Origin of the sequence: Clostridium sp. BJN0013, from assembly GCF_040939125.1 — a bacterium.
In the GTDB taxonomy this organism is placed as follows: Bacteria; Bacillota; Clostridia; order Clostridiales; family Clostridiaceae; genus Clostridium_B.
Genome location: NZ_CP162495.1, coordinates 3545048 through 3568555 on the forward strand (window position 1 = coordinate 3545048; position 23508 = coordinate 3568555).

Genomic DNA, 23508 nt, shown 5'->3' on the forward strand with positions numbered 1-23508 from the left:
TCATTATAACTATTTACCAAGTCATCTATATCTAGCAGTATTTTCTAAATAATTATTTTAATATGCCCTACCCCAATAAACCAATTTATCTGCTTTCTTTCCACAGCATACACAATTATCTGAAATATGCTCCTGATTAAACGGAATACACCTTGAAGTTGCACCAGTAAGTTCTTTAATTTTCTCTTCACACCTGGCATCCCCACACCACATAGCTCTAATAAAACCTTTCTTATTGGTCTGTATATCCTTAAACTCTTCTATATTTACAGCATCATGTGTATTTTCTTCTATAAATTTCTCTGCTCTTTCCAGCATGAAATTGTGGATATTATCCAATAATGCTGGTATTTCATTCTGAAGGTCACTCATAGGTACTACTATCTTTTCTCTGGTATCTCTTCTTACCAGTACAACCTGATTTTTTGCAATATCCTTAGGTCCCACCTCTAAACGAATAGGTACACCTTTCATTTCATGTTCACTAAACTTCCACCCTGGCATTTTATCACTATCATCAATTTTTACCCGTACAATTTTACTTAATTCTTCTTTTAATTCATTTGCCTTTTCAAGTACTCCTTCTTTATGCTGTGCTATAGGAACTATAATCACCTGCAGGGGAGCTATTCTTGGTGGAACTACCAACCCATTGTCATCTCCATGCACCATTATAACAGCACCTATAACACGGGTGGTAATTCCCCAAGAAGTTTGATATACATACTGTAGTTTACCATTTTTATCTAAATACTGTACTTCAAAAGGTTTTGCAAAATTCTGACCAAAATAATGTGATGTACCAGATTGCAGTGCTTTTCCATCGTACATTAATGATTCTATAGTATAGGTAGCTTCTCCACCTGCAAATTTCTCACTTTCAGTTTTCTGTCCTTTTAAAACGGGAATGGCCAACATTTCTCTGCAGAGATCTTCATATATATTAAGCATACTTATAGTTTCCTCTTCTGCCTCTTCTTTAGTAGCATGTATTGTATGACCCTCCTGCCACAAAAATTCTGTAGTCCTTAAAAATGGTCTTGTGGTCTTTTCCCATCTTACCACAGAACACCATTGATTATATAGTTTTGGAAGATCTTTGTAGGATTGAACTATTTTAGCATAATGCTCACAAAATAAAGTTTCTGAAGTAGGTCTCACACATAATTTCTCTGTAAGCTCTTCATTTCCTCCCTGAGTCACCCAGGCCACTTCAGGGGCAAATCCTTCTACATGATCTTTTTCCTTCTCAAGGAGTGACTCTGGAATAAAAAGGGGCATATATACATTTTCATGACCTGTCTCTTTAAATCTTTTATCTAGATAACCTTGGATATGTTCCCACATGGCATAAGCATAAGGTCTTATTATCATACATCCCCTTACACTTGAGTAGTCAGCCAGCTCTGCCTTTTTTACAATATCCGTATACCACTTAGCAAAATCCTCATCTCTTGATGTTATTTGCTCTACCAATTTTTTATCCAATTTAATTACCTCCAAATTTAATTATAATTTTTATCAATTATTTTAGATACAAAAAAGCCTCCAATCCCATAAAGGGACCGAGGTTATATCGGCGGTACCACCCTGATTAGTATATCTGCTGATACTAAATATACTTAATATACTCACTTAAAATTTTAACGGTCATCACCGCTGTATTCTAATAATTAAAATACAGAAACTCCAGGGCAGGTTCAAAATAATTCTTTAAAAACTTTCACCATATGTTTCCTCTCTCAAAAAGAATATAAAATTTACTAATCCCCTTCTTTGCATTTTTAATATTCAATTAAATGCAATAACATTTTATATAATAGGTTATAAAAAATTTATTGTCAATATATTTTTTCAACAATAATATATACACATAAATTATTTAAAAAATTTACATAATAAGCACTAAGGAGGTGTAATTTTTGAAATTAAAATATAAATTTAATAAAATTTTCACCATAGTTATTATTTTCACCCTGTGTATCAATATATTTAATTCAGGTGCAAGTGCTTCTTCTCTACACTCTTATTATATAAAAAATCCAAAAAAACCTACTCATCTTTATGCAATATATGAAAATAATTTAACTCCAGAAGAAAAAACCATGATAGCTACCCTGCAGGGAGTACTATCAAATAGTTCATATTCCCAGATATATATTTTAAGCAAAAGTCACCCTGATTACAATATATGGCTGGATGACTTAAAACAAAACTATGGGGTAACTTATGATATAGTAAAAGATCCCTGGTATTTGTTGGACAAATTTAAATCACATGTAAAAGGATATGTGCTTTACAGTAATTCTTCCTCTAAAGATCCTTCAATAAATAACGCCTGTTCTCTAGCTTCTTTAAAAAACTACTTAGCCATTGATGAATCTATAGAAAATAAGCTTAAAGATCATGGTATAAAAAAATTAAAAGGTGATTGCAGAAACACTGATAAATACTGGGCTTATAATAACCTATGGAATTCTAAATTAAGTCATTCTACTGCAATTGAACTATCTCCAAATAAAAGCATAGCTTTAAGAGATTATGCCATAATGAATAAGTGTCTTGTATTTTATGAAGATACCCCTAAAGAATTTCCCCTGCGGGATAAAATATTTAGTTCTATGGAAAAGGACTCTATTTGTTTAGGTTGGGGACCAGACGAATATGAAAATGTAAAAGAGGCCTCAAAACACGGTGTGAGCGTCGTTCCCGCAGACTGGTCCTATAATTTAACTGTACTTAGTGCATTTCCTTCCACACCTATAACCCAAAAAGGTACTTCTTTAAATAATTTTTCTTCAAAGAATAACCACTATGTAACATTTATTATGTCAGATGGTGATAACCAACAGTGGACCCTTGGAAGCAACTATAGTTCTGAAAAATGGTACGGTTCTTCCAGCCGCGGCAAATTCAACATGGGATTTACCATAAGTCCTTCCATATATGAATTAGCCCCTACTGCATTTAAGCTGTATTATAAAAGTGCCACTTCAAATACCTATAATGATAATTTTATTGTATCTCCTTCTGGAAGTGGGTATATGTATCCCAGTGAATTCAAAGAAGATGCTCTTAAACTAAATATTAAAAGATTGAACAATTATATGAAAAATGCAGATCAAAAATACGTGTCAATTTTAGATAACTGGTCTTTTGATAATATAGATCTATGGAATAAGTATACTATATATCCTAATATACAAGGTATATTTTATTTAAATTATCACAGACAGGATGATTATAAAGGAAAGATCCTTTGGAGCAATGGTAAACCAATAGTATCATGTAGAAATCTTCTATGGGCTAAACTAGAAGAAAACAACACTTTAATTGAAAAGATTAATTCTTATGTAGAGCAAGGATATACTGATATAGCCAACCCCAATGCCTATACTTTCGTATATGTGCATGCCTGGAGTAAAACTATGAAAGATGTTGAAAAAGTTATAGATGAATTAAATAAAAATCCTAAAATAAAAGTAGTTACACCGGATATTTTCATGAAACTTATAAAAACTAATATTAAACATTAGCACCATTATGAAAATAAAAATATAAAATTGCATAGTTAAAGCAAGACATATTATAATTTAATGTCTTGCCTTAATTTTTAATTTGTAAGTATTTTTTTGAAGAATCCTGAAGTTCTTTTAGTGGATATAGAAAAATATAACTCTTCCGTATCTTCCGTTATAACTTTAAATTCATATCCTTCATCTTTATAATAGTCTATTATCTTAGGAAGAGCAATACAAGTATTTTTATGCATATAATCACAGTGCATTAAAAGTATAATTGAATTAAGATTTTCTGGGTTAGTGGTAGTCTCTTTAAATAATTTATAAGGAGATGTCTTAGCATTAATCCCATCAGAAGCCTGTATGTTCCAATCATATATTTTAAAGTTCTTTTCATGCAACTTTTGTAAAAGCTTATTATTTAAATGCTTTCTGCTGCCACCTGGAAACCTTATTATGTGACTTTCCACTCCTGTGACCTCTTTAACCATATCACTTGTAATAGTCATCTCTTTAATAAAATTATCATTATTTTTATAAATACTATTATATTTATGAGTATATGTGTGAAGCCCTATACTATGTCCTTCACTTGCAATTCTCTTTATTATATTCTCGTTATCCGGTATTTGATTTCCTATAACAAAAAATGTGGCTTTTACATTATTTTCCTTCAACGCATTCAAAATATTACCGGTTATATTACTGGGACCATCATCAAAAGTTAGATAAATAACTTTTTTTTCATTGGCACTTATGGATTTCTGTGTATCTTGCTTTGCATTCTCTGCCATAACTGCATTTACTCTTAAATTAACTGCTGCAAAAACCATAATAAATATCATAACATTTATTATTATGCTGTTTTTATATTCCAATCCAATACGCCTACCTCTCTCTCATCCTTTATCCATTGAGACCAGCTGGTATTAAATCCATCATTATTTTCCTTTACATATTCATAAAAATCTTTTATAAACTCAGATCTTTCTGAAGAATGACTTCCTGGTTTATAGGAAGGCTTAAGAAGATTTTTTCCTCCAATTGACACCTGTCTTTCCATTATATCCTCTAAACTTACCTCTTTACCATTTTTCATAATATCATACATCACCATAAAAGTAGTAGTTCTTCCAATACCGGCTTTACAATGAAAGTGCATCCAACTGTCTCTGGGAAGTTTTTTCACTAATTTTATAAAATAGTCTACCATTTCATCTCTAGGTTTCTCATTGTCAGTGACAGATATTCTTATATAAAACATCTTATTCTTTTCTACTAATTCCTTTTCACTTTGCACTTCAGTAGGTATTATTTCCTTATTTTTGATGGTAATTGGTTTATTTAATTTAATGCTTTTCAATCTCCTTGCTTCATCCTTTAATACTTCTTCTTTTGTCAATCCCTTATTAGCTTTGTTTTTTCCATCTTCCCCTAGCCAGCTCACTGCAAAATGATTAATAAATCCATGGGATTCCTCTCTTAAATCTACTATAAATATAGGTACATTACCTATAGCCTTTTTCATAAGTCCTATATTTTTTGTAGTAAATTGTGCACTTCCCGACTCATTTAATGAAGAAAATCCTGTTAAATTCGGGAGATCATCTTCATCTTTAATAGTATCTGTTGTCTTTCTAAACCTTTTTGGCATCTCATCTTCCCTTTTAGAATCTATTCTAATCTGTACATCTTTATTTTGTGATTTAAAAATACCTTTAGAATATACTACAGACATTGATACAAATGATACTGCAAATATAATCAACATAAATATGCTAAGTTTTTTCTTCATAGATAGCACCTCTCTTAAAAATTAATAGTTAAATTTAACAGTATATCTTTTTAATAATTCATATATATCTTTTCAATTTTTCACAAATAATATTACTGAAAGGAATATAAAATATAAATTATATTTCAAATAAATTTTAAGGAGGATGTCTCTATGGCTAAAGCAGGTACTAGAAGACCTGATCCAAAAGACCCACATGGAACTGAAAGCAATAGAAAAACACACATTAAAAAGAACGCCTTAGAACCTGTTCCGGAAATTCAGGGAAAAGCTAAAACCGGAAATAAGAAAGCATATTAATTTAGGAGGTTTAAAATAATGCCAAAAGATAGTCAGCCTGACAATAAAAAAGCCAGGAAAAGAAAAAGCAAAGGACAGATACCTATTACGGAAGAAGCACAAAACCATAATAAAAATACAAAAAAACAATCAGCAAAGTAAAGTATTTTAGATGATCACCTAACTTTTTAATCACCAGGAAAATTTTCTCCGCATAAATTATTAGTATATTTATTTTATGCGGAGGATGAATATGAATGTTGTATTGACCAATTTGCACTATATATACCTCATTTTTATTTTAGTGATAATCATAGCTATGATTCTAAAAAAGGATATATCTCTCATATGTATAGTTGGTATTTTCACACTTGGAATATTCTCAACCCATTCTATATATATATCCATTATACAAATTTTCAATAGTCTTATTTATGCTACTAAAGAACTTATGCCTACCATCTTTATTATTTCCATAATAACCGCCATGAGCAATGTGCTAGTTGTAGCAGGAATAAATAGAGAATTAGTATCACCTTTTAAGAAAATAATTAAATCCTACTGGATGTGCTATTGGATCATAGGTATAGTTATGATGGCATTGTCCTGGTTTTTCTGGCCTTCTCCTGCAGTAGCCCTCATAGGTGCGTTATTTTTACCTATAGCCAAAAAAGTGGGTCTTCCACCTATAGGAGCTGCAGTAGCCATGAACTTGTTCGGCCACGGTATTGCCCTGTCCAGTGATTTTATAATACAGGGAGCCCCTAAACTTACGGCAGATGCAGCAGGAATAGGAGTCTCTAGTGTAATATCTGCAAGCATTCCATTAACTATAGTAATGGGAGTAGTAACTACAATGACAGCTTTTTATATGCTGAGAAAAGATATAAAAAATAACAAATTGGATACTAACTTTAATAAAGAAGAAGTTGAAGAAACATATGAAGAAAAAAATATCATATCATCCAATATATTTAGAAAAATATTAACTATATTAATTATAGCTATATTTTTGGGAGATATAATAATAATGTATATATATAAACTTCAAGGTGGAGATGCTACTGCTCTAATAGGAGGAACTTCCTTATTTATTTTAAGCTTTATTTCAATTATAGCTTATAGAAAAAAATCTTTGGAAAATATTACAACTCATATTGTAGAAGGGCTTCAATTTGGTTTCAAAGTATTTGGTGTGGTTATTCCTATAGCAGCATTCTTTTATCTAGGTGATTCAGCCTTTATTGAAATATTCGGTAAGGTATTACCTCAATCTTCCCACGGGATAGTTAACGACCTTGGAATGGCTCTTTCAAATATAGTACCTTTAAATCCACTGCTAGCTTCTGGAACTTTAACTGCTTTAGGTGCCATAACAGGATTGGACGGTTCCGGTTTTTCAGGAATATCCCTGGTAGGATCCGTATCCAAATTATTTTCTACTGCAATAGGCGGAGGAATAGCTACGTTAACCGCCCTAGGTCAAATAGCAGGTATATGGGTTGGCGGTGGAACTATAATACCCTGGGCAGTAATACCTGTGGCTGCTATATGCAAGGTAGATGCCTTTGAACTGGCCAGAAGAAATCTAAAACCTGTAATTATAGGTTTACTTGTAACTACTTTATTTGCAGCATTTTTGATATAATGTATAATAGATGAAATTGGTTTAAGAATTAATGTATTTACCATAAATATAACTTAATATACTTTTGTATACTATTGATAATTTTACGGTTATAGTGTAATATTGATACTGCATTTAGCCGAACATATTTCATTTATTATCTACTTTAAGATAATTAAATTATACTTTATATAAGTATAATGAAAGTGATTTTTTAAAATATGCTTGAATATCCATTTATCCAAACGCTAACATTGCTAATACTCCCATCTTTTTCAAAAGGAAGTAAATATTGTTACACGTTTGGATAAGTTTTTCTAAAGTTCAGATGGAGAAGAAGTATTCCTCATATACAAACTCTGCTGAACCTCTGAATTACTTGATATTAGAAATTTTCATATTTAAATAAGTTGACTTAATGTAACTTAGATGATATAATTTAATACTACATTGGCTTACTGCCATATGTAGTATTAAATTATCAACTTGGGGGCGTAATTGGTTTCGACGGGGGTAAGATGTGTTTGAGAAGCGAGTCGAGGGAATCCTGTGGGCCCGCGTTAAAAAACTATGGGGTTAAATATAAACGAAAACGATAATTTAGCATTAGCTGCCTAATATAGCAGCTCGTCAGCCTAAGATTCCCACGACTTAGGGTCTGGCGTCGACAGTGGGGAAACGAGTCCAGGAAAGCTTTGACCTGGAAACGGAATTTATGAAGCTACTGAACTTAGAAGCCTGTCCTTAGGCGTCTAAGAGAGGGAATTCTAAAATAAGGACTGCACTCGGAGATACTCAAATGTTTCTGCTTTCGGACAGGGGTTCGATTCCCCTCGCCTCCACCATACATACAGTATTTTCAACATGTTACAGCAACTCTACAGATTTATATTACAGTCCGATAGGGATTAAATTTTTCAGTGTCCGATAGTACTGTAATAAACTTTAGAGGTGTTGGAAATGGCTAAAAGACTACAATTAACAGAAAAAGTAACTCCGATAGGAGTTGAAACAGAAGTAAAAGAATTAAGAACAATCTATTTTACAATTCAAGATTTCATGAATAAACAGAATGAATTTCTTATCTACAAACGCTCTCAAAACCTTTCACCACGCAGTATGTACGATTATGACAGAAGCTTCCTGTATCTAAATAATTACATAAATGAAGTCTATTCGGATAAGCAAATTCGATATGATATAACTTTGATTAGAGGTTACATTTCATACATGTTGGAGAAGGTAAGTCCAAATACTGTTAATATCCGCATTAGGTATTTAAAGGTGTATTTGCAGTTCTTGGAACAGGAAGGATATGTTAAAGAGCGTATTAATGAACGAGTTAAAAAGGTAAGAGAAGTAAAGAATGAAAAGCAACCCTTAACCAATTCAGATATAAAGAAGCTATTAAAAGTAATAAATATGAAGTCCTACGCAGGATTAAGAGATTACACACTGGTACTTTTAATGTTGTCCGTGGGTACAAGAATAAACGAAACAATAAACATCAAAGTTAAAAACATAAATCTAAAAGAAAAGTACATTGTTATAAATGCTGAAACTGCCAAGAATAGGACACAGAGAGTAGTCCCATTAAATAGCAAGTTAATAGTATATTTAAAGAAGCTTATAGAGATTAGCAATGATGTCGGCAGTGAGTATGTATTTTTATCCAGCGTATCTCATGACAAGGTTAATCTATCACACATAAAAGGTCAGTTAATAGATTATGGTAAAAAGGCAGGATTAGACAAGAGTTCTTCTGCTCATAAACTACGACATACAGCAATAACTAATTTAATCAAAAATGGAAGTAATCCGCTAGATGTAAAATCAATAGCTGGACATAGTTCACTGGAAATTACTATGGGATATTATCATAACAACTTGAAGGATTTACAGAAATGTATTGCTAAAGATACGCTTTCAGATATTTAAAAATGTAGCAAAAATTTTTATGGCCAGCTTCAATTGCAGAACAAAAGTCACCTTCTATTGTGGGGGTGACTGTTATTTTTTTATGTTTATACATATTATATTTTTCTGGAAACATTGGTATTACTGACTTATACTATTTATATATCTAAAGTTTAGGCTATATTAAAAAATAATGCTGATAGTCTATTATTTTTTAAGAGAACTTTTCATATTTAAAGAACATTATAACTTTATTTATATTATGGTAATTTCTTCTTTATAATATTTTGATAGTATGATGGTAACTCATAATTCTTAATATGCTCAAACTTTTCAATTTTAACTTTATCTACTGGATTTATTTTAATAGTAATATAATCAAGTCCTACATCAAGGTGTGGACCAACATACGGATGGAGCTCTAACTTTAAACGGAAATCAAATGTCTCATTCTCACCTAGTCTATCCATTCTTAATACAGAAATATCATAAGGTGCTACCATAGGAGATACTGATAAATATTCTTTATAGTAATTATCAACTGTATTCTGTAAAATAGGCAATAATAGTGTCATAAGCATATCCCTATATAATTTCTCTTTTGAATTTTCAGGTGTAATATAATGTTCTTTTAATCCAAATTTAACATAATTATATGAAGCTGCCTTAATATTTAATGGAATATTAAAAGTTATTAATAACACTAAAAATAAAGCAAAAAGTGATTTTCTCAAACTTATCACCTCAATAGTAATTCTTTTTAGTAGGTTACCATTATTCCAAAGTAGTTATACAATAATCTAATATTCCATTAATACATCACAAATTATTTGTGACCAAGTTAAGAATGATACGACATAACTGAATATAAAATTATCTTACACCAACCCTACAAGCTAGAATTTGCAAGCAGAAGATTATTCTTGTAATCTCCACCAAAGAGTTTTTCCTTCTTTATCCTTTTTGAATCCACAACGCTCTAAAATCTTTTGAGAAGCCAAACCTTCTAAATCAGTTTCAGCAATTACACTTGTAACGCAATTTTGCTTCAATGCCCACTCACATATTGCTTTTGCAGCTTCTGTCATATAGCCGTTGTGTTCAAAATCTTTACCTAAGCCATAACCAATCTCAACTTCACCATTTTTATTAGGAATATCCTTAAAATCCGCTGAACCTACTACAATCCTATCATCCTTGCGAATTAATAAAAAAAAGCTATGCCACAAATAATTGTTAGGGTCTTTTCGAGTTATTTCGTACTGCCCTTTTACTATTTCAAGAAAAAAGCCTTCCATTAATTCTGCCTTATAGGTACAGCCTAATTCCTTTTCAAGTGCAGGAATATCTTCAATCCATAGTTCTAATTGATTAGGAGTTAACGGAATAAGCTCCAAACGTTCAGTCTGTATTATCATTTTATTACCCCCATTAAATAAAATCTTCCTGTAAAACAGCTCTACAAATTACTATTTAAGTTGTTTTACATCTTTCATATATAGCATCGGATTACTCTTGTGAAGTTTTATGAAAATGATACGAACTAACATTATTTAATTTTTCTATTTATATAGTGTATCATAGTCAATTTCCATATCCTCTATTCTTCTACAAAACCATATTTTCGCTTCATCCAAAGATTTATTGTAAATAAACGCACCTAAATTTTCTAGAAAGAATTCTAAAACCGTTCCAGCTGCAATGATACCTATTTCTTCATTCCTTTCCTGGAGAAAAAAAGTCTGAATCTCATTTATCAACTTGTTTTTTTCTTCTTTGGTTAGCTCCACTAAGTTTTTTCTATCCCGATTTCTAATATTAGGTTTGTCACCATTTGCCTTTATCATTTTCATGAACTCCTTTACTAACAACTTATTTTCTTGATGAGGTTTATCCACATTAGATGTACTTACAAAGATTAACTGCAAGTCAGGTATTACATAAAGATATTGACCTCCAAATCCTCCTGCATAAAAAGTTTTATGTTTTTCAATGTCATTTACCCACCACAGATAACCATACGGACTACTTTCAGGGAAGTTTCCATACACATGCTCTCTCGTTGATTCTTGTATATATTCTGATGAAATAAGTTGATGATTTACCCACAGACCATTATTTAAATATAAGTATCCTAATTTTGCAATATCTCTTGTTTTCATTAATAAACATTCATCTTCATGAAAATTGGTATTCCATAAGTAATCTTTTATACCTAATGGGGAAAACAGCTTCTTGTCAGCATAGGAAACAAAATCTATTCCTGATAGTTTTTCTATGACATAAAACAGAATATGTGGGTCAGGTTTATATTCAAATATGTTTCCTGGCTCATTTTTTACTGTTAATAAAAAAGGAAGCCTGATATCATTAAATCGCTTATTCTCTGGGAATCGATAGTTTTTAGGAGGCCACTTAATACCTGATGTTTTTGTCAAAAGATGTTTTAATGTTATCTTATTAAAGTTTTTATCAATATTTTCTGGAATATCATCTAAAAAGAAATCAACTACTTTTGTTTCAACGTTTTTTATAAGATTGTCTTGAAGTGCTGTACCAACTACGGCGGATAAAAAACTCTTAAATACACACCCTGTTTCATGAAGAGTATTTTGCGAGCAACCGTTTAGATATTTTTCATAGATAATTGAGCCATTTTTTACAATTAGGACGCTTGTTAAATGAGAAAAGTCCTCTTCAATCATATTGTTTAGGGTATTTACAATTTCTACATTAATATTATGTTTTTCAGGACTTTCTTTCTTCCAACATTTTGTAGGATAATATATTGTTTTCATTCTATTTCTCCTTATAACAACCTTGAAATTAGCTCATCTAAATTTACACTTGTGATACAAATTAAAAACATTTCTACAAGATGTTTAGTTTAATACACATAAATCAACCTGTTGTATTAGTTAATTTCTGAAACCATTGAAAAGACTAACTTAAATTTTTAAAGACAGAAGATTCTAGCTTAGAGAAGCAAATATTTTCAAAGGATAAATCAACTAGCACAACGCATTAAATTAATGTGTATCTATCAATCTTTGTATTGATATTAGTGCTTTATCTGTCTCTGAAGCTTTTATACCAATCATATCTATACTAATACTTTTCTTTTCTAACGCTTCTCTAAGTATTTCAATAAAAATACCTTCGCCATAGACTTCTTGATTGTTTTTTGAAGTTGTATTAACACCACAACTTGGCGAACGATTAATTCCTATAATCCCTAATACAATAAATCCATTTTGAATGTATTCTTCTATTTGAAATATAATTTGGTTTGCAAGATTATTAATTACTTCAATAGAGGTTGGATTCTCTAAATTATGCCTAATTCTTGTATTCTCTACAACAACTTCTCTTTCTCCACCATGGATATCACCTCTATCAAGTCCCAGACATATCATTTCAGGACATGGCATTTGTATTATGCCTACTTTAGATTGAATAAGCAGTTTTAAAACATTTTCATTTGTACTCGGATAGTCAGCGGTACCATCTGAAATTGAGTTTTGGTTTAAAATACAATGTGATACTAATATGATTTTTTTACTTCTAACATCAGAAAACATAAAATTTCTACTCCATTCTCTAACCATTAATTAAATTTTAATGAGCAATGATTTACAATTGTCTACTTGTTTAATTATATATCACATAAGTGCAAAATTACAAATATTTTACACAGATTACTTTCTATCATACCTGATTTAAAGGTTGTAGTGAATTTTGGACACCATTCTTTAGTAGAGTGGAAGTTTAGAAATGGTATACACATCTTCAATAGGCAGGATGTCAGGATATCTGTGGGTACTCCACCGTTGGTTGGGTAATATACTATAAATTTTATATATTGGTAAATAAAACTATTTAAATAGTTTAAGTGAATTTACAGGAATTAAATAGAAATGGAGTGTATTTATGAGGTAACACTGACAACAATCTATAACAAAATTATGTCAACAGTGCGTTAGCGAGAGATTATGTAATAATAATCTAATAATAGATATTATTTACAGCAATGTAGATTTAAAGCAGTAACATTATAATAATGACAAGAGTATATATCTGTTAACTCCTGCCAATATACACCATAGGGACAAGCGGATAGGGTATCCGATATGCTAAAATACAGGAAATGGTATAAAAAGTCCACGAAGTACAGGACACAGCACCTACATCGCACCTACATGATTTCTAATCAATATTCACTAAAAGATAGTATAATATTTTCCCTTTAGCTTATTGTATAATATGATTATGATAAAACTTGTAATACATAAATGGAGGAATTTAAAATGAATGAAGAAATTTTAGATATGTTAAAGGTTATATTAGAAAAGGTTGAGAGAACTGAAAAGGCCATTATTATCAAAGAACAAGCAACACCCTGTAATGAAGATACAATTATCTCCAATATAGTGAAAAGTAATACTGCTAAAACCGCTTGGGAAGAAGCTAAAGCTATAATTAAAGAAGAGTTAACTTCAATATCATATAAGCAATTCATTGAACCAATATCTTTAAGTACAGTTGAAGCAAGAGAGAAAATAATATTAAGTGTTCCTAATGAACATATAAAGGAAACGATAAATAAACACTACTATAATTTGATAATACATGCACTTAAATTAGTAAATAAAAATATTAAGAAAGTGGCTATTTCATGGAATTAGTTCCTAAATTATAGATAAATTCCAATTAAGTTTCAAAAATACCAATTTGAGGAGGTAATGACAATGGCAGAAGAAATCCAAGCGATTGGAAACAAAGATATAGAAGAAACAATAAATACATTGAAGAAAGATTATGGAATGAGTACAGAATGCTTATCATATTTGCTGAGAGTAAAAAGTGACGGAGATAAGATTGAAATACCAACAGGGTTTGAAGAAAAGCGTTCCTTTACTAATTTAATATTTATGTTAGACACTCTTTCAAAGGAAGAACCAGATTTCAAGTTTAAAGCATTTTTAGAAGTTCTAGTTGAAGTGCATAAGATTAGTGCCGATACCATTGCCAAACTTGCAAAAATTCCTACGCAGTATGTTTTAGATTTCATGATTGACAGTAGTACAGTTCCGATTGAGATAAAATATAGAGTTGCCTCAGTTATAATGGTATTAAGATTTATATTTAAAACCGTTGAGCCTAAAATATAGTAAATGTTATATTAAGAAATCTCAAATAAACTGAATATTATCTTATCAAGTGTTACAACGCTAACCTATTGTTCACAAAATTTCATATTAAAACTTCTAATTCATTAAAAGATTCTAAGAAAAAACTGTGCAAAAATATAAACACACAGTATTAATTTGTTAATTTTGAATAACAACCGATATTGTGTGCTTATGTTTTCATAGAAACTATTTATTTTGTATGTTCTTTAATGACGCAGCTAATACATTTACACCTTGTTGAATATCACTGTCACTAGAATTATCATTTCCAATCTCAATAAGGACAGTATTATTAGACAAATCCTCATTTAAATACGACAATGTATCTATATTAAATTCAACTATTTCTGACGTAACACCATTAGCCTTTTTTAGCTGTTCTAACAATTGGTTAGCGAATTTCTTATTTTCTTCATATCTTGGACTGGCCTGAGTAAGTATTAACTTTATTTTTTTTGTATCTGATGTACCACTATCAACTGTATCTCTAGATACATCTAATAAAGTTGTGTTAGCATAGTTCTTTACATTTTCTTTTATTATATTACGTGTATTTTCATATGATTTTGTATATTCTTTAGGTGCTGTAACTTTTATAAAGCTACTGTTTAATCCTAATTTAGTAAGTTCATCATTAATTAAAGCACCAACATCAGTTACATTCTTACCAGATAGATAAGTTTCATCTGGATGGGAATTGTAAATTACAATATCTGATGAAAATGGAACTATAGAATTTTCAGTATAACTATTTGATGAAGTTTTTGTATTGTTTGGTACTGTACTACTGGTTACTGCTTTATTAACAGTTAACTTATTCTGATACTTTGAATAAGTATATCCTCCAGCAGTTAAAGTAAGAAGGGCCACCACTACTACAACACTTTTGTAAATATTCTTCACTTCCGTATACACTCCTTTCTTTTAATTATATTTTTTTCCATATTTCATATACTTATTCATATAATTACAAAAATGTGTTGAATATACCTTGATATACTACATTAGGTCGTGACGTTCTCATATTGTTAAATAACAGCAAAATATTAACAAATAGAAAGTAGGGAAGAATATTGAAAATCCACTTGAAGTTTAAAAAAGTAGTAGAAAAACCTATAGCAGTTTTTTGCCTTTTTACTATAATAACTCGATAAATTTTTGCCTATAAACAAGAAAAAGAAGCCAATGTATAATACTGGCTTCCTCCGTTTTTAGCTTAACCAGCCTTTTAACAGACCCCTCATTCTTTCACTTGGAATATAAAGGTTGATTTCTTTGCCTTCTCTTATAGCACTTCTGAAAATCCATTGTACTAATTCGGACAAGGCTATCTTATCCTCATTGATTTCTATATCGTGAGCCTTAAAGAATTGCTTAATATGTGGCTGTGTAAATCTATTGGCTATATATGCCAATGCTGTTCTATCCTTAAATTCATTAGTGGCTCTAGAATTAACTGGAACAAAACCCTTAGTATATCCTTTACCTTTTAGAGAGTTCTGAGTGTCTTTAAATGTTGTCCACATATTCTCATTTGATTTGCTATTCAATATATGTTTAAAATAGTTTGACATATTATTCTGTACTAACCTTAATAGTACTGGCTTATTCTTTAGCCTTTTTAAATCTGTAGCAGAGAAAGTGTATTCGCCTTTACCACAATCATTTAATTTTCCCTCATAGATTTGAAGTAATTCGGCAATAGATATCAAATCAATATGTTTTTTGTATTCAGTTAGTTCGTATCTATCTCTTACTTTTGTAACGGATTTATACGTGTATTCAGTGCTAAAAATATCAAAGTAATATTTTTGTAAACTTCCTTCAAACATATATGTGAGTATGAATACATTATCAAAGGAATTAAATATCTGTATTGGAAATGTCCATATATAGAATTTTTTGCCATAGTGGTATACATTATTTAAAAAACAGGCTTCCATAGTATCTTTAAGTCCACCATTATAAGACCTGCCAGTTCCAACCCACTTAATCCACTTCTTATCATCTTCAATAATTGTCTGGCTTTTAAATAGTATGCTAATATCTTCCTCTACAATTTCAAACTGTTCCACAACATCAGCTACTTCGTCTAATATCAACGTATAGCCTGTTTTTTGTAATAACTCTATAACTTCTTCATCACATCTTTTAAACAGTGCATGGGTTGATACTATGTTTTCTCCTTTGGAAAGTAACTGCTTTAATCCTTCAAGTTTGCTCCCCTTTCTATTCTTAACGGAAGGCTCTTTAAAATTCATGTCAGATAAAGAAGTTTTAACTCTTTCTACCTCTGACAAAAATGGTGTTATATAGATGAACTTCTCTAACAAAGGTGCTTCGCCCATATATTGAATTGCCCAGCTTGTCTTGCCAGTTCCCATTATTGAGTCTATTACAGTGATTTTAGACATTTGCAATACCTCCCTCAAGCTGTTTAACAACTCTCAAAGTAAACACAGTACCCTCTATTAAATCTAATTCCGCTATTCCCTTAAAATCCAGTGTCTTCAATTGCTTGTTCACATTATTTATTTTTGTAGAAGTTAAAGCACACATTGTTTTCTTGTTTAGGACAACAGTACCGCCATTGCTTAGGGCATAAACAAATAATCTCAGCTCAAAATTTCCCAATTCAAAGCTAGCTCTCTCTAATAAGCTTTCCTTTCCCATAACAGATACCCCCGAATATTTAAAGTAAGCAGTATTTTCATGTCCTACTGCTCCTACCTTACTATCCATGTACCTTTATCTTTTACTACCTATACTTAGTAATCTTTTAACACTATCTAACTAAACCTTTTGCGGATTCTTCGCAGATTCATAGACATGATAAATATACCTTTGCCACTTTTCTGTAAAAAAAAGTTCCAAAACAATTTTAAAATGGCTCTATCGCTGGGTTTCACAAGTAATCCCTTAAAGAAAGGTATATATCAACATAACCACTAATAACTGTTAACTAACGCCCTTCGCTACGCTTCGGTTGTTGGATTCACCTCGTTATCACTCGGCTCTCCTACTCATCTTTGTAAATCTATAAAAAACTCCTTATTTAATTACAAAAATAGGTAGTAGGACTGGTACGTAGTAACAGGACTACGAGGATTGTTAAGGATACCTCCTAACCAGTTTGTAACACTAGTGGCAGGATAATAGTTCTCATAGCAATATCTATGGTTACTTGAAAAATAGAAGAAGCCACGGAAATTAATCTGTGGCTTATCTTGTCCTTATAACTTGTTGTTAACTTTAGAACTAGCCTTATTTTGTTTTAATATTTGTTTTTGAAAATTTAACTCATCTTTTAAATATTGTATTTGATGGTTTGTTTTTTCTATCTGGATTTTATTGTAAACATCTTCAGGCATAGTATAATAAAGTGTCTTTATACAATACTTATATTTATACAACTGTGCCTCTTTATCTTTAACTTCTCTACTTAGTAAAGCTATCTTTCTAGCGTATGACAATAGAGTATCCTGACATAAGTTTTCGTGTTCCGCCAAGTAAGTAGTGGCAGTTTTCAATTTCTTTTTTGTTGCTTTTAAAACTTTTTTTGTTGGATTGAAAAGTTGGTCATAAATTTGCTGAATAACAAGATAGTTAATATCGTGTGGTAACTTTTTAGAAAATATATCTTTAATGTATATAAAATCCATACGTTCATAACAATCTTCTTCATAGTCATACTCGTGAGCTGTAACACATATAAATTTTTCTTTATCCTCTGGTCTTATTTCTCTTTCTAATTTAATTTTATACATCATCATTTTATTTCCTCCTGCGTTCCTACCCGCCGGTATTTTATTTTGTTTCTCATTAATCATGTAGGTAAAAACTTTATTTTGTGACATGGAATATTGTTGAATTTAAGTATTTTTATTAACCCATGCTCATACCTCCTTGTTTTTCGCTCGTCAACTTCACTTTGTTTAACACTAACCATGTAGGAGAAAAATTAATTTTGTGACAAAAAAATAAGAGGAAAGTTATACCTCCCTCCTGTTTTTACTGTTTATTTCCTTGGGAATGATTGTCTGAGTATTCAAACAATAGTGAGACTGGCGTGTGACTCCATATCTTAGTTTTTTTAATGTGTGTTTCACGGAACTAGCTGTAATGACTTAGTATTTTAGTCCCTATTTTTATAAATTTTTCATATAACTGGATTTACACCGTATGAACACGAATTACGGAAATATTGGCAATATTGTGAGAAATATGTGTCTCGTGTGTGAGAAGTGTGATTTGGGCAGTTTATGAAGTTATCTGAAAAGAGGTACACCCTTTTGAAATACATTTTTGGTATTCCATATAAATACAATGCTTAAACACATTGCCAGAAGATAAAAATTGTTTTTGGGGATAATAAGTAGTAAGAATATTTATGAGAGTGATGATAATGAAAAAAAATTATAAGAGTATCCCAATCTTGATAGCTTTAATTTTATGCTTACAACTTCCATGTTTTACTTTTGTGTCAGCTAATAAAATATATGGTGATAACATACTATATAAGTCACCAGAACAATCAAGAGAAGAACTATATCAAGATATTTCATTCTCGCTACTTTCGCCATATATACAGAAATCGGTAGAGGATTATTATACAAAATTTCTAACTGATATACCCACAGTTGACCCTTGGGCAATTGATATTTTAAGTGCTGAGAGACCTAATGGTTATCGTACATTTGTTTTTGTTCTTAAAATACAGGTAAAACCATATGTTGGGCCACATCTTGGGGTAGGTGTTGACCGTATTACAATTACAGTAAATGGAGCGGGTGATGTTGAAGTCAATAGTTTTGAGCATATCAAAAATTACGATTTACCATCGCATTATCAAAATATTATTAAGAAAAATGATATCTTGAATAATAAATCTTTATATTTTGAAAAAGCGATAAAACAAGGAAACTTTGTAGAAATTACTTCTTCCAACTTATCATCAGATACGACACAATATCATACTGAAATTTATAATATTGATAAACTAGAGGACTTTATTAAGAATATTAAAGATAGAAAACCAGTTAAAATTCGCATTGTTAAATACGCTAGTGAGCATGGAGTTATATGGGCTAATAAATTATATGATTTAGAGTATAATGGCGAGAAAATAATAGATACTGTATATGATGTGTATTCTAATCCCAATGCCTTTCTCCCATCAACAATATACTATTTTGACCAAATAATAAAAAAGGATTACCCAAATGATATATGGTATGGAATTTGTGCAAAAACCGATAAAGGAGATAACTGCACTACTCTTACCAGCTTTAAAAAGAGTAGTATAATTAATTAGAGAATAGGTAATATTCTTTTATTGTTCCATCATATTGTATTTGATGACCTGAGTTCCAGCGGAAAATTCCGCCCATCTAATTTTTTTATATTGAGTTTCTATACTTACCAACTTCATCCTGTTTTATAGGTACTTGATATGAAAAAAATCCCAAAAACGGGACTTTCCATTTTCTAAATGTTGAATATAGACTTTGGTTTTGACTGCCCAAACTTGAGCCGTACTCTAAAACTTTTATATTCCCTTAGAAGAAATCAGATGAGTTCAAAATTGCACCTATGTATTAATATCCTGCTTTATCTAGCTCGTCTACAGCCTGTAGGCGACCCTTTTATTTCTCCGAGTTTTTCTTTCTCTAGTGTAGGAACTCCATCCATCAATCATTATTCCTGTTTGAATGATTTTCACAGTCTCGTCATCTTGACTATACTGTTCATGAAACTCTTTACCCTTAATTTTTACTGCTCCATCTGGAACAAGTTCGTCTTCATGTCTTTGAATGATTTTGACAATTGCTAGCTTATCAACTTCATAGTAATCAGCACCACTCATATTTATATTGGAGTATCCTCTTGCTTTTTTGTGGAGACATCTTGCCCCAACGAGGAAGGTACCTATACCATCTACCTTTACACCTGTTTTTACTACCCTCTCGGTACTATCATCTTGATAGCACTGTTCACATCTCTTCTTGCTATCCCACAGTTCCAACCGAAAAAAGATTATCTTTCTATCGTTCTATAAACCCTTCTCCTGTAATCTTAAAAGCACCATCTAAAACAAACAATGACTTCGTTACACTTACCTATGTCATATCATTTATCTGTTTTTGTTTCCAAGGAACTCAATGAGATTCCATATATCATATAGGCTTTTTTATTTATTTGTGTTTGTGATTTGTGAATTGGTGGATGTATTGGGGGTGTTTTACATAGAATGGCTTAATTTTGTCTTCCCTCTTTAAAACTCATTTTAAAGCCCCTCAAGAACAGTGGCTTTCACAGGTAACTTATATCCAGAGGTCATAACAAGGTTTAGGATTGATTATTCGCAGTCTTACAGAGAGAATATTGTGAAATTGAAGAATAGGCAATGTGGGAAGAACCCCTTGTAAACTGGATATAGTTCAGATAAAAGAGGTAAAAACATCCTGCAACGTGAAAGATAATTTATAACGTGAAAAGTAGTATTATCAATAGATTATCAATTGGTATGTTTTATTTTGGTTACATTTGGTTGCATTGTAACTATCTTCGGTATAACCAATATTTTCTGGTATGTTACTTTCAACTCTCTTATGCTATAATGTAAATAGCAGTAAAAATCAGACACTCCGATAAGGACTTTTAATATAAAACTGTGAAACACATTGATAATGCTGGGTTGAGAACTGCAATGGCGGTCTTTCGGACAGGGGTTCGACTCCCCTCGCCTCCACCAATCAAGTCCACAATTAACATAAAAAATTATAGGCATGAAATATTACATAAATGAAAAATATACTCCAGCTAAAATAAAGCTGGAGTTCCTACATTAATATATATATATATATACTATTTATCCCACTGTAAATTATTTATAGACTGTCTAACTCAAAACAAAACCTCCAGCTTTATTTTACCTGGAGGTTTTAATACTAATATTATTATAAGTGCTTATTAATTTTGTGGCGCTAAATCAACTTGATTCAATGACATTACTGTAATTACATCCCCATCATCCAAATTTATAGTTACTTGTTGCACTCCACCATCACCTAAAATTTCATTTACCTTAGGTATTCCCATTTTATCATAAACTATAAAATTTCCAGCTCCACTTGTAGGCGTTGCTATATACCTGCCGTTACCAACATCTTCTCCTACTACCCATCTCCCACTATAGAGTGATATTGCTTTATGCTCTGTTACAAAGGCTGCTGTGACAGGCTCAAAATGTGTGTTATTTATACTAGCTAACTGTATTTGTTCATCTTTTACAAGTTTAACTCTCACTTTAGAAATACCCATGTTGTTCGCATCACCCAAAATCTCATTAACAGATAAATCTGGTTGAGTTGCATTTTGAATTATAAAATTCCCAGCTCCATCAGTTGGAGTTGCGTCATACAATCCTTCTTCTATGTCCTTACCTACTGTAAATGTACCTGCTCCTAAGTCGGTGGCCTTCCCTAGGACTTGCCTTTGTTTAACTTCAGTGGTTGATTTATCCGTATTGCTATCAGTTGAAGTCCTTGTGCTAGCAGTATTGCTACTTGTATTTTTATTTGCTGTATTAGTAGGCTTACTATCTCCTGAACTTGCGGCTTTTACTAATCCTATAACTATAATTATTAATATTACACTTAATATCTTATGTCGAATGAAAAAGTTTCTCTGGTCTTCTCCACAATGCGGACACTTTTTAACACTCTTCGCAATATCTGCACCACAGGCTTTACATTTTGTCATATTCTTATTTTCCAATATATACTCCTCCCCTATTTATGTATATTGTAATTATATTGTAACAATATAGTAACAGTTTGTCCATATTTAGACGTAAAAGTAAAGCCTACCAGAAAGATCTCTAGTAGACTTTAAATAAATTTACTATTTGGAGTGTAAATTTGGAAGAATTAAGCTTATGTTAGGTTATAACGAATTAATTAGGAATGTTAACCTCATAAATATATAATATAATATACTATTTTACATATATTGTAAATAATTTTTATTGTTTTAAATATAGTAAATTGGATATAATAATACTATTCCTATAAATGTTTTATTATCTCACTCAATATGTTTTTACCATAATTCATAAAAGCTCTGGTGCTGCCAGGGCTTTTATTATAGAAATTTACTTTTAAGGTTAAGAGATGTATCAAGAAAAATCGAAACGTAAACATTCCAAATAACAGTTTTTTGAATAGTATACTATTGTGAGAAAAATTTTATTGGAGGCTTTTCATGTATAAATACCTGTATCCACCATTAGAAACAACACCACCAATGTGTTGTTACTGTATGATGGCTAACAGAACTATGTATCCGCCTGTGATGCGCAAAGAACCTAAACCTTTATTCAAGGGGGAAGAAAAATTTAAAGAAAACAAAATTAATAAAGGAAGTACAATGCCCTCTATGGAGAAGAAATCAGGCATGAAACAAGAAATGCCGGATATGATGGATATGTCAAAAAAAGATATGGAAAAAATGAAATTAGATGTACAAGAGATTGTAATGATGTTCGAGCAGCACCATCCTGATATGTTAAAGACATTAACAAACTGCGGCATGTCAATAAATCAAGCAAGGGAATATTTAAGTAAAATTGTTGAAATGTCCCTCATGCATCATATGATGCATCAAGTATAAATTATATACTAAAGAAATTATAAAGAGTGCTCAATTGCACTCTTTATAAAATATAGTGGTCTTAACAGGCCGCTAGAGTTAACTTACACTGTTTTATTTACCACATCTGCACTATCTGTATTAGGATTAAACGCAGGAGCCAATAACTTATTTTCCTTAACTTCTGTATTAATTTTACCGCAAATAGCCTCTCTAAAATGGTCAAGTTCCTCTTGAGATATTCCTGGAATCTTCTCAATTAAAAGCTTGTCAAATTCCTTCCTTTTCTGTTCCCCTGCTGCTGGAATGAATTTGAATTGTTGCTCTACTCCATAATAAATATCCTGTGCAAGTTTATAATCTTCATTATACTGATCCACTCCTATTTGCTTTATAAGAGCCTCTCTTTTCTTCTTTAAATATGCTACACCAATTGTAATAAAATAAGAGGCTAAAGCCCCTAGAATACTTAAAACTCCACTTGTAATTATACTTGTTATATTTTCCATTTTTATTTACCTCCTA

General features: G+C 31.1%; 23 protein-coding genes, 1 other RNA gene and 1 other annotated feature. Of the genes, 10 read left to right on the plus strand and 14 right to left on the minus strand.

Annotated features, from left to right (window positions below; translation table 11 throughout):
* Positions 1-57 precede the first annotated feature (57 nt).
* Complete coding sequence (gene proS / locus AB3K27_RS18280; protein WP_368491278.1) at positions 58-1494, minus strand: proline--tRNA ligase; 1437 nt, start codon at positions 1492-1494, stop codon at positions 58-60.
* A gap of 63 nt (positions 1495-1557) precedes the next feature.
* Positions 1558-1786 (minus strand) — a binding site (T-box leader).
* 136 nt (positions 1787-1922) lie between these two features.
* Between proS and AB3K27_RS18285 the strand changes: the two genes are divergently transcribed.
* Entirely contained in the window at positions 1923-3536 is a 1614-nt protein-coding gene (locus AB3K27_RS18285; RefSeq protein ID WP_368488776.1) for a GxGYxYP domain-containing protein, read from the plus strand.
* A gap of 77 nt (positions 3537-3613) precedes the next feature.
* Here AB3K27_RS18285 and AB3K27_RS18290 read toward each other — a convergent pair whose 3' ends face one another.
* Entirely contained in the window at positions 3614-4399 is a 786-nt protein-coding gene (locus AB3K27_RS18290; RefSeq protein WP_368488777.1) for a polysaccharide deacetylase family protein, read from the minus strand.
* Complete coding sequence (locus AB3K27_RS18295) at positions 4378-5316, minus strand: phosphatase (protein ID WP_368488778.1); 939 nt, start codon at positions 5314-5316, stop codon at positions 4378-4380. The genes AB3K27_RS18290 and AB3K27_RS18295 overlap by 22 nt, the downstream gene beginning before the upstream one ends.
* A 153-nt stretch (positions 5317-5469) precedes the next feature.
* On the opposite strand from AB3K27_RS18295, the gene AB3K27_RS18300 reads away from it, so the two are divergent.
* The 5 genes from AB3K27_RS18300 (at position 5470) to AB3K27_RS18320 (ending at position 9160) form a co-directional block, all read left to right on the plus strand.
* On the plus strand, positions 5470-5616 hold the full coding sequence (locus AB3K27_RS18300) for a hypothetical protein (RefSeq protein ID WP_368488779.1): 147 nt from the start codon (positions 5470-5472) through the stop codon (positions 5614-5616).
* Between the two features lie 18 nt (positions 5617-5634).
* A complete protein-coding gene (locus AB3K27_RS18305) occupies positions 5635-5757 on the plus strand; it encodes a hypothetical protein (protein ID WP_368488780.1) in 123 nt (40 codons plus the stop codon).
* 91 nt (positions 5758-5848) lie between these two features.
* Positions 5849-7243 carry a hypothetical protein gene (locus AB3K27_RS18310; RefSeq protein ID WP_368488781.1) on the plus strand — a complete coding sequence of 465 codons (1395 nt, stop codon included), beginning with the start codon at positions 5849-5851 and terminating at the stop codon, positions 7241-7243.
* Positions 7244-7710: 467 nt separating this feature from the next.
* Positions 7711-8067: a transfer-messenger RNA gene (gene ssrA, locus AB3K27_RS18315) on the plus strand.
* Positions 8068-8182: 115 nt separating this feature from the next.
* Positions 8183-9160 carry a tyrosine-type recombinase/integrase gene (locus tag AB3K27_RS18320; protein WP_368488782.1) on the plus strand — a complete coding sequence of 326 codons (978 nt, stop codon included), beginning with the start codon at positions 8183-8185 and terminating at the stop codon, positions 9158-9160.
* A 239-nt stretch (positions 9161-9399) separates the two neighbouring features.
* On the opposite strand, the gene AB3K27_RS18325 is transcribed toward AB3K27_RS18320, so the two are convergent.
* From AB3K27_RS18325 to AB3K27_RS18340, 4 genes are all read right to left on the minus strand, one after another.
* Positions 9400-9873, minus strand: a complete 474-nt coding sequence (locus AB3K27_RS18325; protein WP_368488783.1) for a DUF3888 domain-containing protein — start codon at positions 9871-9873, stop codon at positions 9400-9402.
* A 183-nt stretch (positions 9874-10056) separates the two neighbouring features.
* Positions 10057-10557, minus strand: a complete 501-nt coding sequence (locus AB3K27_RS18330) for a GNAT family N-acetyltransferase (protein WP_368488784.1) — start codon at positions 10555-10557, stop codon at positions 10057-10059.
* 144 nt (positions 10558-10701) lie between these two features.
* A complete protein-coding gene (locus AB3K27_RS18335; protein ID WP_368488785.1) occupies positions 10702-11937 on the minus strand; it encodes a DUF2164 family protein in 1236 nt (411 codons plus the stop codon).
* A gap of 231 nt (positions 11938-12168) precedes the next feature.
* Positions 12169-12747, minus strand: a complete 579-nt coding sequence (locus AB3K27_RS18340; protein WP_368488786.1) for a CD3072 family TudS-related putative desulfidase — start codon at positions 12745-12747, stop codon at positions 12169-12171.
* A 699-nt stretch (positions 12748-13446) separates the two neighbouring features.
* On the opposite strand from AB3K27_RS18340, the gene AB3K27_RS18345 reads away from it, so the two are divergent.
* Both AB3K27_RS18345 and AB3K27_RS18350 read left to right on the plus strand, forming a co-directional pair.
* Positions 13447-13824 carry a DnaA N-terminal domain-containing protein gene (locus AB3K27_RS18345; RefSeq protein WP_368488787.1) on the plus strand — a complete coding sequence of 126 codons (378 nt, stop codon included), beginning with the start codon at positions 13447-13449 and terminating at the stop codon, positions 13822-13824.
* 63 nt (positions 13825-13887) lie between these two features.
* Complete coding sequence (locus AB3K27_RS18350) at positions 13888-14310, plus strand: HTH domain-containing protein (protein WP_368488788.1); 423 nt, start codon at positions 13888-13890, stop codon at positions 14308-14310.
* Between the two features lie 207 nt (positions 14311-14517).
* Here AB3K27_RS18350 and AB3K27_RS18355 read toward each other — a convergent pair whose 3' ends face one another.
* The 4 genes from AB3K27_RS18355 to AB3K27_RS18370 all read right to left on the minus strand — a co-directional run bounded on the left by AB3K27_RS18355 (position 14518) and on the right by AB3K27_RS18370 (position 18104).
* On the minus strand, positions 14518-15234 hold the full coding sequence (locus AB3K27_RS18355; RefSeq protein WP_368488789.1) for a stage II sporulation protein P: 717 nt from the start codon (positions 15232-15234) through the stop codon (positions 14518-14520).
* A 308-nt stretch (positions 15235-15542) separates the two neighbouring features.
* Entirely contained in the window at positions 15543-16745 is a 1203-nt protein-coding gene (locus AB3K27_RS18360; RefSeq protein WP_368488790.1) for a hypothetical protein, read from the minus strand.
* Positions 16738-17073 (minus strand): hypothetical protein, encoded by a 336-nt coding sequence (locus AB3K27_RS18365; protein WP_368488791.1) that lies wholly within the window; start codon positions 17071-17073, stop codon positions 16738-16740. The genes AB3K27_RS18360 and AB3K27_RS18365 overlap by 8 nt, the downstream gene beginning before the upstream one ends.
* A 491-nt stretch (positions 17074-17564) precedes the next feature.
* Complete coding sequence (locus tag AB3K27_RS18370; protein ID WP_368488792.1) at positions 17565-18104, minus strand: hypothetical protein; 540 nt, start codon at positions 18102-18104, stop codon at positions 17565-17567.
* Between the two features lie 632 nt (positions 18105-18736).
* Between AB3K27_RS18370 and AB3K27_RS18375 the strand changes: the two genes are divergently transcribed.
* A complete protein-coding gene (locus AB3K27_RS18375) occupies positions 18737-19645 on the plus strand; it encodes a DUF3888 domain-containing protein (RefSeq protein WP_368488793.1) in 909 nt (302 codons plus the stop codon).
* 309 nt (positions 19646-19954) lie between these two features.
* On the opposite strand, the gene AB3K27_RS18380 is transcribed toward AB3K27_RS18375, so the two are convergent.
* Together AB3K27_RS18380 and AB3K27_RS18385 are read right to left on the minus strand one after the other, a co-directional pair.
* Positions 19955-20356 carry a hypothetical protein gene (locus AB3K27_RS18380; protein ID WP_368488794.1) on the minus strand — a complete coding sequence of 134 codons (402 nt, stop codon included), beginning with the start codon at positions 20354-20356 and terminating at the stop codon, positions 19955-19957.
* A 947-nt stretch (positions 20357-21303) separates the two neighbouring features.
* On the minus strand, positions 21304-22110 hold the full coding sequence (locus tag AB3K27_RS18385; protein ID WP_368488795.1) for a zinc ribbon domain-containing protein: 807 nt from the start codon (positions 22108-22110) through the stop codon (positions 21304-21306).
* Positions 22111-22596: 486 nt separating this feature from the next.
* On the opposite strand from AB3K27_RS18385, the gene AB3K27_RS18390 reads away from it, so the two are divergent.
* Positions 22597-23004: a hypothetical protein gene (locus AB3K27_RS18390; protein ID WP_368488796.1), complete on the plus strand. Its 408-nt coding sequence runs from the start codon at positions 22597-22599 to the stop codon at positions 23002-23004.
* An 83-nt stretch (positions 23005-23087) separates the two neighbouring features.
* Here the strand turns inward: AB3K27_RS18390 and AB3K27_RS18395 are convergent, their stop codons facing one another.
* Entirely contained in the window at positions 23088-23492 is a 405-nt protein-coding gene (locus tag AB3K27_RS18395) for a hypothetical protein (protein ID WP_368488797.1), read from the minus strand.
* Positions 23493-23508: the final 16 nt, after the last annotated feature.

Excerpts from the sequence above, each read along its gene's own strand:
- AB3K27_RS18295 (WP_368488778.1), bottom strand. The coding sequence starts at position 5,316 with ATGAAGAAAAAACTTAGCATATTTATGTTGATTATATTTGCAGTATCA.
- AB3K27_RS18300 (WP_368488779.1), top strand. The coding sequence starts at position 5,470 with ATGGCTAAAGCAGGTACTAGAAGACCTGATCCAAAAGACCCACATGGA.
- AB3K27_RS18305 (WP_368488780.1), top strand. The coding sequence starts at position 5,635 with ATGCCAAAAGATAGTCAGCCTGACAATAAAAAAGCCAGGAAAAGAAAA.
- AB3K27_RS18310 (WP_368488781.1), top strand. The coding sequence starts at position 5,849 with ATGAATGTTGTATTGACCAATTTGCACTATATATACCTCATTTTTATT.
- AB3K27_RS18320 (WP_368488782.1), top strand. The coding sequence starts at position 8,183 with ATGGCTAAAAGACTACAATTAACAGAAAAAGTAACTCCGATAGGAGTT.
- AB3K27_RS18330 (WP_368488784.1), bottom strand. The coding sequence starts at position 10,557 with ATGATAATACAGACTGAACGTTTGGAGCTTATTCCGTTAACTCCTAAT.
- AB3K27_RS18335 (WP_368488785.1), bottom strand. The coding sequence starts at position 11,937 with ATGAAAACAATATATTATCCTACAAAATGTTGGAAGAAAGAAAGTCCT.
- AB3K27_RS18340 (WP_368488786.1), bottom strand. The coding sequence starts at position 12,747 with ATGGTTAGAGAATGGAGTAGAAATTTTATGTTTTCTGATGTTAGAAGT.
- AB3K27_RS18345 (WP_368488787.1), top strand. The coding sequence starts at position 13,447 with ATGAATGAAGAAATTTTAGATATGTTAAAGGTTATATTAGAAAAGGTT.
- AB3K27_RS18350 (WP_368488788.1), top strand. The coding sequence starts at position 13,888 with ATGGCAGAAGAAATCCAAGCGATTGGAAACAAAGATATAGAAGAAACA.
- AB3K27_RS18360 (WP_368488790.1), bottom strand. The coding sequence starts at position 16,745 with ATGTCTAAAATCACTGTAATAGACTCAATAATGGGAACTGGCAAGACA.
- AB3K27_RS18365 (WP_368488791.1), bottom strand. The coding sequence starts at position 17,073 with ATGGATAGTAAGGTAGGAGCAGTAGGACATGAAAATACTGCTTACTTT.
- AB3K27_RS18370 (WP_368488792.1), bottom strand. The coding sequence starts at position 18,104 with ATGATGATGTATAAAATTAAATTAGAAAGAGAAATAAGACCAGAGGAT.
- AB3K27_RS18375 (WP_368488793.1), top strand. The coding sequence starts at position 18,737 with ATGAAAAAAAATTATAAGAGTATCCCAATCTTGATAGCTTTAATTTTA.
- AB3K27_RS18390 (WP_368488796.1), top strand. The coding sequence starts at position 22,597 with ATGTATAAATACCTGTATCCACCATTAGAAACAACACCACCAATGTGT.
- AB3K27_RS18395 (WP_368488797.1), bottom strand. The coding sequence starts at position 23,492 with ATGGAAAATATAACAAGTATAATTACAAGTGGAGTTTTAAGTATTCTA.